Annotated in this window: 14 protein-coding genes; 7 read left to right on the plus strand and 7 right to left on the minus strand. The window is 71.0% G+C overall.

The annotated features are described in order from the left end of the window. The first annotated feature begins 63 nt into the window (after window positions 1-63). From ABTX24_RS23585 to ABTX24_RS23595, 3 genes are read left to right on the plus strand one after another with little or no spacing between them, the layout of a single operon-like run. The gene (locus ABTX24_RS23585; protein ID WP_350843048.1) at window positions 64-1,050 is read left to right on the plus strand and encodes a hydroxyacid dehydrogenase; all 987 of its coding nucleotides are present in this window, start codon (window positions 64-66) and stop codon (window positions 1,048-1,050) included. Between the two features lie 18 nt (window positions 1,051-1,068). Next, window positions 1,069-2,508: a hypothetical protein gene (locus tag ABTX24_RS23590; RefSeq protein WP_350843050.1), complete on the plus strand. Its 1,440-nt coding sequence runs from the start codon at window positions 1,069-1,071 to the stop codon at window positions 2,506-2,508. Between the two features lie 2 nt (window positions 2,509-2,510). After that, window positions 2,511-3,266, plus strand: a complete 756-nt coding sequence (locus tag ABTX24_RS23595) for a sugar phosphate isomerase/epimerase family protein (RefSeq protein WP_350843052.1) — start codon at window positions 2,511-2,513, stop codon at window positions 3,264-3,266. 4 nt (window positions 3,267-3,270) lie between these two features. On the opposite strand, the gene ABTX24_RS23600 is transcribed toward ABTX24_RS23595, so the two are convergent. From ABTX24_RS23600 to ABTX24_RS23630, 7 genes are all read right to left on the minus strand, one after another. Further along, window positions 3,271-5,934, minus strand: a complete 2,664-nt coding sequence (locus ABTX24_RS23600; RefSeq protein ID WP_350843054.1) for a right-handed parallel beta-helix repeat-containing protein — start codon at window positions 5,932-5,934, stop codon at window positions 3,271-3,273. A 97-nt stretch (window positions 5,935-6,031) separates the two neighbouring features. Beyond that, window positions 6,032-6,904, minus strand: coding sequence for an amidohydrolase family protein (locus tag ABTX24_RS23605; RefSeq protein ID WP_350843056.1), 873 nt, complete (start codon window positions 6,902-6,904; stop codon window positions 6,032-6,034). Next, entirely contained in the window at window positions 6,897-7,220 is a 324-nt protein-coding gene (locus tag ABTX24_RS23610) for an L-rhamnose mutarotase (protein WP_350843058.1), read from the minus strand. Before ABTX24_RS23610 ends, ABTX24_RS23605 begins: the two co-directional genes overlap by 8 nt. Before the next feature lie 33 nt (window positions 7,221-7,253). Further along, entirely contained in the window at window positions 7,254-7,859 is a 606-nt protein-coding gene (locus tag ABTX24_RS23615; protein WP_350843060.1) for a LutC/YkgG family protein, read from the minus strand. Beyond that, on the minus strand, window positions 7,846-9,282 hold the full coding sequence (locus ABTX24_RS23620; protein ID WP_350843062.1) for a LutB/LldF family L-lactate oxidation iron-sulfur protein: 1,437 nt from the start codon (window positions 9,280-9,282) through the stop codon (window positions 7,846-7,848). The genes ABTX24_RS23615 and ABTX24_RS23620 overlap by 14 nt, the downstream gene beginning before the upstream one ends. Next, the gene (locus ABTX24_RS23625; protein ID WP_350843072.1) at window positions 9,279-10,013 is read right to left on the minus strand and encodes a (Fe-S)-binding protein; all 735 of its coding nucleotides are present in this window, start codon (window positions 10,011-10,013) and stop codon (window positions 9,279-9,281) included. Before ABTX24_RS23625 ends, ABTX24_RS23620 begins: the two co-directional genes overlap by 4 nt. Window positions 10,014-10,018: 5 nt before the next feature. Further along, window positions 10,019-10,969, minus strand: a complete 951-nt coding sequence (locus ABTX24_RS23630; RefSeq protein WP_350843064.1) for an aldo/keto reductase — start codon at window positions 10,967-10,969, stop codon at window positions 10,019-10,021. Window positions 10,970-11,119: 150 nt separating this feature from the next. Here ABTX24_RS23630 and ABTX24_RS23635 point away from each other — a divergent pair, with 150 nt between their 5' ends. Genes ABTX24_RS23635 through ABTX24_RS23650 form a run of 4 tightly spaced genes read left to right on the plus strand, consistent with a single transcriptional unit; the run spans window position 11,120 to window position 14,433 of the window. Further along, entirely contained in the window at window positions 11,120-11,980 is an 861-nt protein-coding gene (locus ABTX24_RS23635; RefSeq protein ID WP_350843066.1) for a fumarylacetoacetate hydrolase family protein, read from the plus strand. Next, window positions 11,977-12,744, plus strand: coding sequence for an SDR family NAD(P)-dependent oxidoreductase (locus ABTX24_RS23640; RefSeq protein ID WP_160027494.1), 768 nt, complete (start codon window positions 11,977-11,979; stop codon window positions 12,742-12,744). Before ABTX24_RS23635 ends, ABTX24_RS23640 begins: the two co-directional genes overlap by 4 nt. A gap of 16 nt (window positions 12,745-12,760) precedes the next feature. Beyond that, on the plus strand, window positions 12,761-13,456 hold the full coding sequence (locus ABTX24_RS23645) for a FadR/GntR family transcriptional regulator (protein ID WP_160027492.1): 696 nt from the start codon (window positions 12,761-12,763) through the stop codon (window positions 13,454-13,456). A 2-nt stretch (window positions 13,457-13,458) separates the two neighbouring features. Further along, a complete protein-coding gene (locus ABTX24_RS23650; RefSeq protein ID WP_350843068.1) occupies window positions 13,459-14,433 on the plus strand; it encodes a 2-hydroxyacid dehydrogenase in 975 nt (324 codons plus the stop codon). Window positions 14,434-14,538 lie beyond the last annotated feature (105 nt).

Below are 14,538 nucleotides of genomic sequence, written 5' to 3' on the forward strand. Positions count from 1 at the left end.
GCCCGTTCTAGACATTTTTGAAACGGTCCAACCAGCCTCGACCACACCGAGAGGAGCCGCCTCGTGCGTGCCGCCTTCGCCATGACTCCCGACCTTCAGCATCGGTTCTTCGATGCCACCCTGCTGGCCGAGCTGGGCGAGCTCGTGGACATCGATGCCGACGCCGTGCTCACGTCCTACGACGACCCGGGCGCCGCCGAGGTGGAGGTGCTCATCACGGCCTGGGGCACGCCGACCATCGACGCGTCGGCGCTCGCCCGGATGCCACGGCTGCGCGCCGTCGTCCATGCCGCGGGCTCGGTGAAGTACTTCCTCACCCCGACGGCCTGGGAGCGCGACCTCCGGGTCACCTGCGGCGTCGAGCCCAACGCCCGCCCCGTGGCCGAGTACGCCCTGGCCGCCGTGCTGTGGGCGACGAAGTCCGTCCTACCTCTGACCGAGCGGTTCCGCGCCGAGCAGGTGGCTCCCGACCTCACCGTCGACGACACCATCGACGGTGCGTACGGCACGACCATCGGCGTGCTGGGCGCCTCGGCCACGGGACGAGCGCTGCTCGAGCTGCTCGCCCCGTTCGACCTCACCGTCCTGGTCAGCGACCCCACGATCGACGCAGCGCGCGCCGCCGAGCTGGGCGCCGAGCTCGTGGACCTCGACGGGCTCTTCGCGCGCTCGCGGGTCGTCTCGCTGCACGCCCCGCTGCTGCCGCAGACCCGGCACCTCGTCGACGCCCGCCTGCTCGGGTTGATGGGCGACGGCACGACCCTGATCAACACCGCCCGGGGTGGCGTCGTCGACCACGACGCGCTCCGCGCCGAGCTCGTATCGGGACGGCTGCGGGCCGTCCTGGACGTCACCGAGCCGGAGCCGCTCTCCGCCGATGATCCGATGTGGGGCCTGCCCAACGTCACCCTGACCCCGCACGTCGCCGGCTCGCAGGGCAGCGAGCTGCGCCGCCTCGGCCGTGCCGCCGTGGACGAGGTGCGTGCCCTGATCGACGGCCGGCCGCCGCTGCGCCCGGTCGACCCCGCCACCCTGGCCACCAGCGCCTGAACACCATCGGAGACCCCCATGACGAAACCTGCTCCCGACCTCGCCCACCTCACCCGCTGGTTCCTGACGTGGGTCACCGACGAAGGGGCGATCAACGGCTTCCACAACCACAGCGTGTGGGGCACGAACCCCGCGACCTTCCTCGACTGGACCAGCGGCCACGCCGCCTTCTCCGCGCCGGCTCTCGGTGCCGTCGCACAGCTCCTCGCCGCTCGGCACGATGACCGGGCCGCCGAGGCGTGGCGGCGGATGATGCGCTTCCAGAGCAGCGCGCTGCAGGACGACGACCAGTACAAGCACGTCGGCTTCCAGGTCGGGGAGTCGGCCACGACCGGCCTCATCCACAACGCCACCGGCAGCATCGGTCTGCTCCTCGGGCTCAAGCACGCCCGGCACCTGCTCGACGACGCCGAGGTCGACCGCATCGTCGACGTGGTGCGCCGCAACCTGGTCGCCCTCCACTCCTTCGGCGGCGGCCGCCCGGCCGAGGACGGCACCTGCAACCAGGAGTACGCCCGGGTGTGGGTCAAGCTGCTGCTCTCCGAGGTGACCGGCGACGACAGCGGCCTGGCGGAGATCGGCGAGGACCTCGACGTCCTCATCGCCCGCCACCACGAGCCCGGAGTCCCGGACGCCGACTCCTCAGGCACCTGGCGCCAGGCCGAGGATCGGGTCGCCGGCGGGATCCTGGAGCCGGCGGAGTACTACGGCCTGATGATCATGCCGCTGCTGCTCGGCCACCTGCGCCTGGGCGAGCAGCGCTACCTCGACGAGGCGGTCCGGCTGTGCCGCCATGTCGCCCGCTCCGCATGGACCGACGCGGACGGCCAGACCCGCTTCCACCGTTACTGGTACGTCGCACCCAGCACGACGCTGAAGAGCGACACCCCCATGCTGATCGCGGGCATGGGACTGTCGCTGCACGGCATCCGCGAGGTGTGCCGGGTGCGCCCCGACGCCGAGCTCGAGGAGTTCATGGCGCGTTGCCGGGCGACGTACGCGCACTATCAGGCGCCGGCCGGCTACTTCGCCTCGGCGACCCACTGGGGCACCGAGGCCGACGTCGCCCCGAGCACCGCGTGGCACGCCCACGACCTGGTCTTCCTCGCCGACGACGTCGAGGACCCGGGCCCGGACTTCTGGACGACGGTGCTCACACCCGACGAGCGCCAGTCGGTCCTGATGACCAACCGGGCCGTATGGTCCGAGCACGGCGTGCACTGGTGCATCCGCAGCCCGCTGACCGCAGGCGACCTCCACCTCTACGGCCGCAAGGACCGGGCGGTATTCGGGCGCGACTTCTTCGCGTGGACCGACAAGGAGCCGCTCGACGACGAGCTGCGCTACCCCGAGGCGCCACTCTTCCTCGAGACCAACGACGGCATGCGACGCGTGGACACCTCCGATCGACCCACCGACGTCTCCACGCTCGGCACGACCTATCAGGGAGAGCTCTGACCATGACCCTGCTGCGCCCCGGACTGTGCTCGGTCACCGCCCGTCATCTCCCGACGGACGGAGTGCTCGAGGTCGCCGCGGAGGCCGGCCTGGCCTGCATCGAGTGGGGCGCGGACGTGCACGCCCCGCCTGCCGGCGACCTGCGCGGCCTGGCCGCGGCCACCGCTGCTGCCGGACTGGCCGTCGCGTCCTACGGCACCTACTGGCGGGCCACGCCGGACGACGACGGGGTCGCGCTGATCGGCGCAGCTCAGGCGCTGGGGTGCACGCGCCTACGCATCTGGGCCGGCACCACCGGCTCGGCCGAGGCCTCCCGCGCCGATCGCGCCGAGGTCGTACGCCGCGTACAGCGGCTGGCCGACGAAGCCGCCGGTCACGGCCTCGAGCTCGCCTTCGAGCACCACGACCTGACCCTGGCGGACACCGTCGAGTCCACCCTCGACCTCCTCGCCGAGGTGGACCGGACCAACGTCGGCACCTACTGGCAGCCTCGGGTGGGCGAGCCGGCAGAAGTGGCACTGGCCGGGCTCGCCCGGCTGCTCCCGCACGTACGTGCGGTGCACGCCTTCTCCTGGTGGCCACGCCACGAGCGCCTGCCGTTGGCGGCCCGCGCCGACCTGTGGCCGGCGGCCCTGGAGATGCTCGCGGCCACCGGGCGGCCGACCGACGTACTGCTGGAGTTCCTGCCCGACGACGACATGTCGCTGCTGCCGAGCGAGGCAGGTCGTCTGCGCGAATGGATCGCGCAGACGACCTGACCGCTCAGCCGGCGGCCGGGCCTCCGGGGAGCCCGATGCCGTCCCTGGTGACCAGCCGGTTCCAATTCGCCACCCACGTCCGGCCGTAGGCCTGCGCGACCTCGCCGGTGTAGCTGAACTTCAGCGTGTCGAGGTCGAGCCCGGCGGCCTCGAGCGATGCGGGCTTGCTCAGGTTGGTGTTGATCGCGTCGCTCCAGGTGGCGAGGCGATAGGTCGCGGCCGGGTTCGCGAACGAGTTCTCCCCGGCGCGATACTCACCGCCACCGATGATGACCGAGCGGTCGATCACGTTGCGGGCGGGCACGTAGAGGGAGTTCGGGTTCTCCCACACGGTCGCACGGTCACAGCCGTTGGTGGCGGCCGGCGAGTAGTCGGCCTTCTTGCAGTCCTCGCCGGTCGCGGTGACGCGCGGGACGTACCAGTCCCCGATCTCCGGGAACACGATCGGCTTCCCGTCGGAGTAGCGGGCCTTGCCGTCGGTGTAGTGACGGTGCCAGCCGGCGACGTCCTCCTCGGTCGCCGAGTACTTCTCGCCAGGACGTACGTCGAGGAACGAGTTGTAGCGGCTCTGCACCACCCAGCCGTTGGGCACCGGCAGGCCGGTCTCGCCGTTGCGGTGGTAGAGCTGGTCATGGCCGGTCTGGTCGACGTCGATGAACACGTTGTCCGTCGCCTTGTTGCTGTGGCCCGACTGGAAGAAGACACCCGAGTGCGCGTTCTTCACGACGTTGTGGTGGAACCGCATCCCCGAGACGCCGTCGTCCATGTAGAACGCGTCGTTGGAGCCGCCGATGGTGTCGAAGAAGTTGTACGCGACCTCGTTGCCCAGATAGGTGTAGTCACGCCCGGTGTAGACGACGCCCTGGTCTCCGGCGTTCTTCACCAGGTCGTAGAAGTGGTTGTGGTTGACGCGCATGTCGTTGCCCATGATCTGCACCGCCATGTGGGGCGCATCGTGGACGTAGTTGTTCTCGAAGCTGTTGCCGACGCCGTACAGATAGCCCGCCGGCGTGTAGGTCGCCAACCGTGAGAAGCGAGCGATCTCGTTGTTGCGGGCCACGTTGTCGCCGCGCTCGAGAGTGCTGCGGTCGCCACCGCCGAGCAGGACTCCGCCGCCGCCGAGGTCGTGGAGGTAGGAGTTCTGGACGACGTTGTCGTGGCCGCCGCGTACGGTCTCGTAGTCGGGCAGCGCGGTGATCGACTCGGTGGTCTCGCCGATGCGGATCGCGTCCATGCTGACGTTGGAGATGTCGACGCCGTCGATCAGCGTCTTCTCGGCATCGAGCAGCTGGACCGCGCTGATCAGCGAGTCCGACATCGACAGACCCTTCAGGGTCACGCCCGTGGTGCCCTCGAGTCGGAAGATGTTGTCGTCGAAGGCGCGCAGCGTCGCGCTCTTGCCCGCCATCGTCCCGCCCGCCGGCTTGTAGTAGACGACGTCGTTGCCCGCGTGGCGGTCGATGTAGTACTCACCCTCGACGTCCATCTCGGAGAGGATGTTGATCGCCTTGACCTTGGTGTAGTCGTTGCGGGGCCAGTACATCGAGGGGTACTTGGCGTACATCGTGGTGCCGCTCCAGGAGACCAGCCGCACCATGTCGTTGGCGTAGTTGTTGCCGAGGTAGCCCGAGAGCCAGGCCTCGGTCTCGTACGTCGTGTTGTCGACGTCGGTGAGCTCCTGCGGGTCGGCCTGCACCGGGATGTGGGAGTAGGCACCGAAGCCGCGGGTGCCGTGGTCGATGATCTCCGGCACCCCCTGCGGAGCCCAGCCCTGGTAGCGGTTGCCCTCGAGCAGCCGGCCACCGACCTCGTAGAGGGGAGGCGTCATCTTGCGCATCTCGTCCTGGGACCAGGTGTCGCGGTCCTCGGGGTCGGCGAGCTGCTGCTTCTTGTCCTCGAACTGCGCGCGCGGCGTCGTCCCGCTGATCGCCCAGTCCGGCTCCATCCCGAACCGGTCGCGCAGCGTCCACTGGATGAGGTCGTTGGTCGCCGGGACCTTCCACTTGCCGCCGTCGCCGTAGAGGTGGCAGCTGGAGTCCGCCCCGGTGCAGCCCTCCTGGTTGGGGAACTGCGCGAGCGTCTGCGTCCCACCGTCGACGACGAGCTCGGGAGCGAAGGGCTGCGGCAGCCAGTTGAAACCGTTCTTGTAGAGCGTGCCGGGGTCGATGCCCTCGGCACCCAGGTCGTAGACCCACACGCCCTCGCGCAGAGCCGGCGAGTCGAGTCGGGCGTTCGAGGAGAACTGCGGCTGCGCGAGCTCCTCCTCGGACAGGTCCGCGAGCGGCCGCCAGCCCTGGGCTTCCAGGGCGTGCGCGCCGGTGAGGCGGACCTTCTCCCCCGCCGCGGCGCGGTAGGTCACCCAGGAGTGCTCGGGACCGGTCAGGTCGATCGCGTCGTCGAGGACGTACTCGCCTCCGTGGACGATCACCGTGCCCCGGTTCTCCGCGGAGGTACGTCCGGCCAGGGCGTCGCGGGCCGCCGCCACCGTCCGCAGCGGCCGGCTCTTCGTGCCCGGGTCGGCGTCGTCGCCGTCCGGGGCGACGTGGACCGTGAGGGTCGTCTCGGCCGCGGTGGCGGGCTGCGTACCGGTGACGAGGACCGTCGAACCGAGTGCCGCCAGGACCACGGCCGCCGCGGCGCGGGCGCGGCGTGTCGTGCGAGTCTGCATGTCCGTCTCCTTGAGATATGACGTATGACATGTGTCTAACATCACAGACGAGGTGCGGGCAAGCGTTTTCCAATGTTTCCGGGGCGCGTGATCCCGCTCAGGAGGCGAGGCCGTAGACCCGAGCCGCCGTGCCGCCCCGGACGTCGGCTCGGCCGGTGTCGTCGAGCCCGGCGAGCACCGTGTCGGCGAGGTCGATCACCTCGCCGTAGGAGGAGCGCAGCAGGCAGACCGGCCAGTCCGAGCCGATCATGGTGCGCTCGGCGCCGAAGACATCGATGACGTACGCAGCCCAGGGAAGCACCGCATCGATCGGCTGGTCCGGGGCGAGCTCGGTGACGAGCCCGGACAGCTTGCACGCCACGGTGTCGTGGCGGGCGAGCGCGGCGAGGTGTCCCGCCCACTCGTCGAAGGCGGCGGAGTCGATCACGGGCTTGCCGACGTGATCGAGCACCCAGCGCCCGCCGGGGACCTGCTCGACAGCGCCGACGGCTGCCGGCAGCTGGTGCTGGCGCACCAGCAGGTCGTAGACGAGGCCGGCCTCGGCGACGGCGGTGAGCCCCCGCAGCACGTCGTCACGGAGGAGCCACTCGGGATCGGGCTCGGACTGCACCAGGTGCCGGATGCCGACCAGGAGGTCTCCCCCGGGGCGCTCGCGCAGCTCGGCGAGCCGGTCGGCGACGTCCGGGGCGGTGAGGTCGACCCAGCCGACGACCCCGAGGATCTCGGGTGTGGCCGCCGCCAGCGCGAGCAGCTCGGGGGTCTCCTCGGCGACCGCGACGGTCTGGACGACGACGGTTCCGGCGATCTCGTGGTCGTCCAGGTGAGGCCGGAGGTCGTCGAAGGAGAAGGAGCGCCGGATGGCCGGGAGATCGTGTGTCCACTCCTGGTCGCGGACCTCGAGGTCCCACACGTGGTGGTGGGCGTCGATGCGCCGCGCCTCGGACGGCAGCTCGACCACGGGCTCAGTCAAGGTGGAAGACCTCGGTCATCGGGGACCACTGCTCGTCCTCCGCGGCGGAGGGCAGCCGCTCCTGGCACGGGGCGGTGACCTCCCACCACTGCTGGGTCACGTCGTGAGCGGCGATCGCGGCCATGTCGGCGTCGTAGTCGGTCCCGACGTACTCGAAGTAGCTGAACAGCCAGCCCTCGCGCAGAAAGATGGAGTAGTTGCGGATGTTGCTGGCGGTCAGGCGCTCGAGCACCTCGGGCCACACAGCGGCGTGCAGCTCGACGTACTCCGCCTCCTTCTCGGGGCGCAACCGGACCACGGAGCCGTGTCGGGTCATGGTGGGGGTCCTCTCGGTGTAGTGGGCGTACGGTCAGAGGTCGTCGACGAGGACGACGTGCAGGGTGCGCGGGCCGTGGACACCCTCCACGCGGTCGAGCTCGATGTCGCTGGTCGCCGACGGGCCGCTGATCCAGGTCTGCGGCCTCGCCGGGTCGAGCCGGGCGACGGCCTGCGGGACACCGGCCACGACGTGGGCGGCCCCGAGCACGCACACGTGCAGGTCCGGGACGAGGGTGAGCGCGCGACGTCCTTGGCCGGGTCCGTGGTCGAGCACCACCGTGCCGGTGGCTGCGATGCCGAGGGCGGCTGCGGACACGACCGCGTCGATCGCGTCGAGCTCGGCGGCCGACTGTCCGGTGTCGTCCACGGAGCCCGGGACCGGCCACGGGAGGCCCGGGGGTACGACGACGCTCCGGCCGGCGACCGCCCGCGCCAGCACCTCGGCGACCTCTGCCGCACGGCACCGGGTGACGGTGGCGCGGTAGTCCTCGACGCGCTCCACGAAGCGATCGAGCACCGTGGACCGGTCGAGGTCGTCACCCCCACCCCGGTAGCCGCGCGGCACCTCAGCGGTCGGGCGAGGCACCTCGCCGAGCGCTTGCCGGACACGGCCGAGGATCTCCTCACGGGTGCTCATCGACACCTCCTTCGGTGCGGCGCCACCAGGCGCGGAAGGACTCGGCGGGTGGGTCCGGCAGGTCGCGGGCCTGCGTCCAGGGGCGCGCCCCGGCGCGGCGGGCGAGCCGGACGCCGGTGCCGACGAGGCGCTCGGCGAGGCCGAGCCGGCGGCTGGACGCGAGCGTCGCCCCGGCGGCCTTCATCGCCACCGCCTCGGGCTTGGGTACGCCACCTCGGTGGGCGTCGACGACCTGCGAGCGCAGCTCCACGAGCACCGAAGGGATGTCGATACGCACGGGACAGGCCTCGAAGCAGGCGCCGCACAGCGTCGAGGCGTACGGCAGGGAGTCGGTCTGGTCGTCGTGCCCGACTCCCTTCAGCAAGGGGTTGAGGATGGCGCCGATGGGGCCTGGGTAGACCGAGCCGTAGGCATGGCCGCCGGTGCGCTCGTAGACCGGGCACACGTTGAGGCAGGCCGAGCAGCGGATGCAGCGCAGCGCCTGACGACCGACCTCGTCGGCGAGCGCGCGAGTGCGGCCGTTGTCGAGCAGCACCACGTGCACCTCCTGCGGGCCGTCGCCCGGAGTGACGCCGGACCACACCGAGGTGTAGGGGTTCATCCGCTCCCCCGTCGCCGAGCGCGGCAGGAGCTGGAGGAAGACGTCCAGGTCGTCCCAGGTCGGCACGGTCTTCTCGATGCCGACCACCGAGACCAGCACCTCGGGCAGGGTCAGGCACATCCGGCCGTTTCCCTCTGACTCCACCACGACGAGCGACCCGGTCTCGGCGACCGCGAAGTTGGCACCCGAGACACCCACCTTGGCACGCAGGAACTTCTCGCGCAGATGCAGGCGAGCGGCCTCCGCGAGCCGCGCGGGTTCGTCGGTGAGGTCGTCCGGAGCGGGACGGCCGACCTCACCCATCGCGGAGGCGAAGATCTCGCGGATCTCGGCCCGGTTGCGGTGGATGGCGGGGACCAGGATGTGGCTCGGCAGGTCGTCGCCCAGCTGGACGATGAGCTCGGCCAGGTCGGTCTCCCAGGCGTCGATGCCGCGGGCGGCCAGCGCCTCGTTGAGACCGATCTCCTGGGTCGCCATCGACTTCACCTTCACCACCTCGGTGGCGTCGTGCGCGGCGGCGATGTCACCGACGATGCGGCACGCCTCGGCGGCGTCGCTCGCCCAGTGGACGGTCGCGCCGGCCTTCGTGAGCGACTCCTCGAGACGTACCAGATGCTCGTCGAGGTGCAGCAGCACGTTCTCCTTGATCGCCGCACCGGCCAGGCGCAGCTCCTCCCACTCCTCGACCTCGCCGACGACGGCGGCGCGCTTGGCGCGGATGGTGCCGGTCGCGTGCGCGAGGTTGCGGCGCAACTGGGAGTCGCCGACCGCCTCGCGCGCGGCCTTCGGGAACACCGGCATCCCGACGAACGTGCCGGTCATGAGGCGACCACCGCGGCAGGCTCGGTCTGGGCGAGGACGTCGGCCAGATGCATGACGCGTACGCCCGCACGCTGCCGGGAGAGCAGGCCCCCGACATGGGTCAGGCAGGACCGGTCGCCGGCCACCAGAACCTCGGCGCCGGTCTCGCGTACGTGCCGGGCCTTGTCGGAGCCCATGGCCACCGACGTGTCGGAGTTCTTCATCGCGAAGGTGCCGCCGAACCCGCAGCACTCGGTCGCGCCGGGCAGGTCCACCAGGTCGATCCCTCGGACGTGCCGGAGCAGCCGCAGTGGCCGGTCGCCGACCGCGAGCATCCGCAGCGAGTGACAGGTCGGGTGGTACGTCACCCGGTGCGGGAAGTAGGCACCCACGTCCTCGACGCCCAGTACGTCCACCAGGAACTCGCTGAGCTCGTAGACACGCTGGGACGTCTCGCGGGCCGCCTCCCGCAGGCCATCGTCGCCGCTGCGGCGGGCCACCAGGTCGTGCTGGTGCCGTGCCGACCCGGCGCACGAGCCCGACGGCGTGACGACGGCGTCGTACCCCTCGAAGGCCCGGACGAAGGAGCGCAGCACCGGCACCGCCTCGTCGAGGTAGCCGGTGTTGACCATCGGCTGGCCACAGCAGGTCTGGTCCTGGGGGAAGTCCACCTCGACGCCGAGGCGGCGAAGGAGCCGGACCACGTTACGACCGGTGTCGGGGAAGAGGGCATCGTTGATGCAGGTGACCATCAGGGCTACGCGCACGACGGCACCAGCCCATGGTCGGCCAGGTCGGCCCACAGCGCCTCGGGGACCGCCTCTGCCAGACGCTCGAGGTTCTGCCGAACCTGCTCGGGCCGGCCCGCGCCCGCCACCACCGAGACGACCCGCGGGTCCTGCAGCGGATAGTGCAGCGCGGCGGTGGCGATCTCGACCCCGTGCGCCTCACACACCTCGCCGATACGCAGCGCGCGCTCGAGGATGTCGTCGGGCACTTCGCCGTAGTTGTACATGGCACCCCTGCGCGGGGTGGTGGCGAGCAGGCCGCTGGCGAAGACGGCCGCCGCGACGATCTTGGTGCCGTGCCGGTCGCACGCCTCGAGCACGCCGTCGGCGACGGACTGGTCGAGGAGCGTGTAGCGGTTGGCGACCATGATCAGGTCGGCGAGGCCGGTCTCGACCGTCGCGGTGAGCGCCTGAACCGACAGGGATCCGGTCCCGATCGCGTCGACCATCCCCTCCTCGCGGAGCTTGGCCAGGCCGGCGAGCGCGGTCTCGACGGCTGCGGGGTCCTCGGAGAACTCAGGATCGTGCACGTAGAGGATGTCGACCCGGTCGAGGCCGAGCCGGGTCAACGACTCCTCCAGGCTGCGGCGTACGCCGTCGGCGGAGTAGTCCAGGACCCGGTGCGAGCTCGCCGGGACCGCGAAGCCCATGTCGTCCTGGGACTCCCCGTCCCAGGTGGGGTTGGGCCGCACGAGCCTGCCCACCTTGGTCGAGACGACGAACTCCGACCGCGGACGTGTCGCCAGGAACCGCCCGATCCTCTCCTCGGACAGCCCCAGCCCGTAGTGGGGTGCGGTGTCGAAGTGACGTACGCCTGCTTGCCAGGCCGCCTCGAGTGTGGCGTGACAGTCCTCGTCGGTGCGCGGCCGGAACAGGTTGCCCATCGGTGCACAGCCGAGTCCGAACAGCGGGATCTCCATCCGCCCTCCTCAACCTCTGACTCCACGGTCATCCGACCGCCACATCGAGGCTAGACATCTGATGTTTGGGCTGTCAATATGCATGGAGTGCCCAATTCGGGCGCTCTCAGACCACCATAGATCCGATTAATCAACGTTGGAGGCCACACCATGAAGTTCGCCCGCCTGGGACCCGCAGGTGAGGAGCTGCCCGTCCTCGTGCTCGAGGACGAGGTGCGCAGCCTGGCCGGTCTCACCGACGACATCGACGGGGCCTTCTGGGCCTCCGACGGACCGGACCGTGCCGCCGCCGCCCTCGCCGCGGGTGAGCTCCCGCTCGTCGAGAACGCCGACGCGCTCCGTATCGGCGCCCCCATCACCCAGCCCGGCGCCATCGTCTGCATCGGCATGAACTACGCCGCACACGCCGCCGAGTCCGGCGCGGAGCCGCCCGCGGTCCCGGTCATCTTCTTCAAGGCTCCGAACACGATCGCCGGGCCGAACGACACTGTCACCATCCCGCGCAACAGCACCAAGACCGACTGGGAGGTGGAGCTCGGCGTGGTGATCGGAAAGCGCGCGTCCTACCTCGACTCCCCCGACCAGAGCCTGGAGCACGTCGCGGGCTTCCTGGTCGCCAACGACCTCTCCGAGCGCGAGTTCCAGCTCGAGATCTCCGGCGGCCAGTGGAGCAAGGGCAAGATCGCCCCCGGCTTCAGCCCGATCGGCCCCTGGGTCGTGACTCCCGACGAGGTCGAGCACCAGAAGCTCGGCATGCGCTCCTTCGTCAACGGCGAGCCGCGCCAGGACTCCGTGACCGCCGACCAGATCTTCGACGTCGCGACGGTGATCCACCACCTCAGCCAGTTCATGGTCCTCGACCCGGGCGACCTGATCATGACCGGCACCCCGGAGGGCGTCGCGCTCTCCGGCCGCTTCCCCTACATCCAGCCCGGCGACGTCGTCGAGATCGAGATCGACGGACTCGGCCGCCAGCGCCAGGAGTACGTCGCCTACGGGAGCCAGGCATGAGCGGCCAGGGGACGCGCGAGCTCGACGGGCTCGTCGCCCTCGTCACCGGTGGCGCCTCCGGCATCGGCGCTGCCATCGTCGAGGTCCTGCTGGATCGGGGCGCCCAGGTCGCGGCCCTCGACCTCGACCTCGAGGGCATCCACCCCAAGGCCCTCGGCATCCGCGCCGACGTCACCGACGACGCGAGCATCAGGGCCGCGGTGGAGCAGACGGTCGCCGACCTCGGCCGGCTCGACATCGTGGTCAACAACGCCGGCATCGGCGCCCAGGGCACCGTCGAGGACAACCCCGACGAGCAGTGGCACGCGGTCTTCGACGTCAACGTCCTCGGGGCCGTACGAGTCTCGCGCGCCGCGCTCCCCCACCTGCGGCGCTCCCCCGCTGCGGCGATCGTCAACGTGGCCTCGGTGGCCGCGACCACGGGCATCCAGCAACGAGCCGTCTACTCCGCGAGCAAGGGTGCGGTCCAGTCCCTGACGCAGGCCATGGCCGCCGACCACCTCCGGGAGGGCATCCGGGTGAACTGCGTGAACCCCGGGACCGCCGCCACCCCCTGGGTTCAGCGCCTGCTCGACTCGGCCGACGACCCCGAGGCCGAGCGTGCCGCCTTGGACGCGCGGCAGCCGCACGGCCGGCTGGTCAGCGCCGACGAGGTCGCCCTCGCGGTCGCGTACCTGGCCAGCCCCTCGTCGGGCTCGACCGCCGGAGTGGCCCTCGCTGTCGACGGTGGCATGGCAACGTTACGGTTGCGACCGACCGAGTGAGAGGACCAGGATCCCGATGGCGCTGACCGACGAGGCGATCGAGAAGATCAAGGAGATGATCCTCGACGGCAGCCTGAAGCCCGGCGACCGTCTCCCCCGCGAGGCCGATCTGTCGGTCCAGCTCGGCATCTCCCGCAGCTCCTTGCGCGAGGCGGTGCGCGCGCTCTCGATGATGCGCATCCTCGACGTACGCCAGGGCGACGGCACCTACGTCACCAGCCTGACGCCGGAGATCCTGCTGGAGACGATGGGCTTCGTCATCGACTTCCACCAGGACTCCAGCGTCCTCGACCTCTTCGAGGTACGCCGGGCGCTGGAGCCCCTGGCCGCCGAGAAGGCGGCCATGCAGATGTCAGCGGAGGAGTCCGCCGACCTGCTCGCGCTGGTGGACTCGGTCAGCCCCGAGACGTCGTTGGAGGAGGTCGTGGCCAACGACCTGGAGTTCCACCACCGGATCGCCCAGGCCTCCGGCAACACCGTGCTCTGCTCGTTCATCGACGGGGTCGCCAACCGCACCCAGCGAGCGCGGATCTGGCGTGGCGTGACCCAGCAGGACTCCTTCGACCAGACGCAGCGTGAGCACCGCGGCATCGCCCTGGCCATCGCGGACCGACAGCCGAGCATCGCCGCCGCGCTGTCGCTGGCCCACGTCGCGGGCATCGAGAACTGGATCCGCCGCAGCCTCGCCGAGGACGGGGAGAAGGAGGAGTGAGCGTGCCGAACCAGGGGCGGCTGCACGTCAGCTTCCGGCCCAGCGACCGCGCCCGGCAGGCGCTGGATGCGCTGCCGGGACCGGTGACCTGCGCCGCGGATCCCGCCGGGCAGAGCCGCGCGGAGCTACTCACGGACGTACGCGGCGCCGCCGCGCTGGTCTGCCTGCTGACCGACCGCGTCGATGCCGAGCTGCTCGACGCGGCCGGTCCGTCGCTGCGCGTGGTCGCCAACATGGCGGTCGGCCACGACAACATCGACCTCGCCGCCTGCGCCGCTCGCGGCATCACCGTGACCAACACTCCCGGGGTGCTCGACGAGGCAACCGCCGACCTCGCCTTCGCGCTGCTGCTCGCCGCGTCCCGTCGCGTGGTGGAGGCCGACGCGTTCGTACGCAGCGGCGAGCCCTGGTCCTGGCGGCCGGACCTCTTCGTGGGCCTCGACGTCAGCAGCGGAGCGACCCTGGGCATCGTCGGCCTGGGCCGGATCGGGCTGGCGATGGCTCGGCGCGCCCGCGCGTTCGACATGCGCATCATCGCGACCCCGTCCCGCTCCGCCGGCGACGAGGCCGCACGCCTCGGCATCGAGACCCTGCCGCTCTCCGACCTCCTGGTCGCCTCGGACGTCGTGTCGCTGCACTGCCCGCTGACCCCGGACACCCGGCATCTCATCGGCGCCGAGGAGCTCCGCCTGATGGGACCGGAGTCGGTCCTCGTCAACACCGCCCGGGGCCCCATCGTCGACGAGGCCGCGCTGGCGGCCGCGCTCGCCGACGGCACGATCGGCGCGGCCGGGCTCGACGTCTTCGAGAACGAGCCGGCCGTCCACCCGGACCTGTTGGCGCTGCCGAACGTCGTCCTGCTGCCGCACATCGGCAGCGCCGGGCGCGCCACGCGTGACCGGATGGCGATGCTCGCGATCGACAACGCCCGAGCCGTGCTCGCCGGCGAGCCCGCACCGACCCCGGTCCACCCGTAGGCAGACTCGGGCCGGCCGCGGGCTCACCCGCGGCCGGCGAGAACTCCGAGTTCTCCGTCCACGCCCCCAGCAGCGTCACCGAGTCGGAGCGGGTGTGGTCGCGCC

Source organism: Nocardioides sp. NPDC127514, assembly GCF_040302125.1.
Taxonomy (GTDB): domain Bacteria; phylum Actinomycetota; class Actinomycetes; order Propionibacteriales; family Nocardioidaceae; genus Nocardioides.

Excerpts from the sequence above, each read along its gene's own strand:
- ABTX24_RS23590 (WP_350843050.1), top strand. The coding sequence starts at position 1,069 with ATGACGAAACCTGCTCCCGACCTCGCCCACCTCACCCGCTGGTTCCTG.
- ABTX24_RS23635 (WP_350843066.1), top strand. The coding sequence starts at position 11,120 with ATGAAGTTCGCCCGCCTGGGACCCGCAGGTGAGGAGCTGCCCGTCCTC.
- ABTX24_RS23630 (WP_350843064.1), bottom strand. The coding sequence starts at position 10,969 with ATGGAGATCCCGCTGTTCGGACTCGGCTGTGCACCGATGGGCAACCTG.
- ABTX24_RS23600 (WP_350843054.1), bottom strand. The coding sequence starts at position 5,934 with ATGCAGACTCGCACGACACGCCGCGCCCGCGCCGCGGCGGCCGTGGTC.
- ABTX24_RS23620 (WP_350843062.1), bottom strand. The coding sequence starts at position 9,282 with ATGACCGGCACGTTCGTCGGGATGCCGGTGTTCCCGAAGGCCGCGCGC.
- ABTX24_RS23625 (WP_350843072.1), bottom strand. The coding sequence starts at position 10,013 with ATGGTCACCTGCATCAACGATGCCCTCTTCCCCGACACCGGTCGTAAC.
- ABTX24_RS23645 (WP_160027492.1), top strand. The coding sequence starts at position 12,761 with ATGGCGCTGACCGACGAGGCGATCGAGAAGATCAAGGAGATGATCCTC.
- ABTX24_RS23610 (WP_350843058.1), bottom strand. The coding sequence starts at position 7,220 with ATGACCCGACACGGCTCCGTGGTCCGGTTGCGCCCCGAGAAGGAGGCG.
- ABTX24_RS23640 (WP_160027494.1), top strand. The coding sequence starts at position 11,977 with ATGAGCGGCCAGGGGACGCGCGAGCTCGACGGGCTCGTCGCCCTCGTC.
- ABTX24_RS23595 (WP_350843052.1), top strand. The coding sequence starts at position 2,511 with ATGACCCTGCTGCGCCCCGGACTGTGCTCGGTCACCGCCCGTCATCTC.
- ABTX24_RS23615 (WP_350843060.1), bottom strand. The coding sequence starts at position 7,859 with ATGAGCACCCGTGAGGAGATCCTCGGCCGTGTCCGGCAAGCGCTCGGC.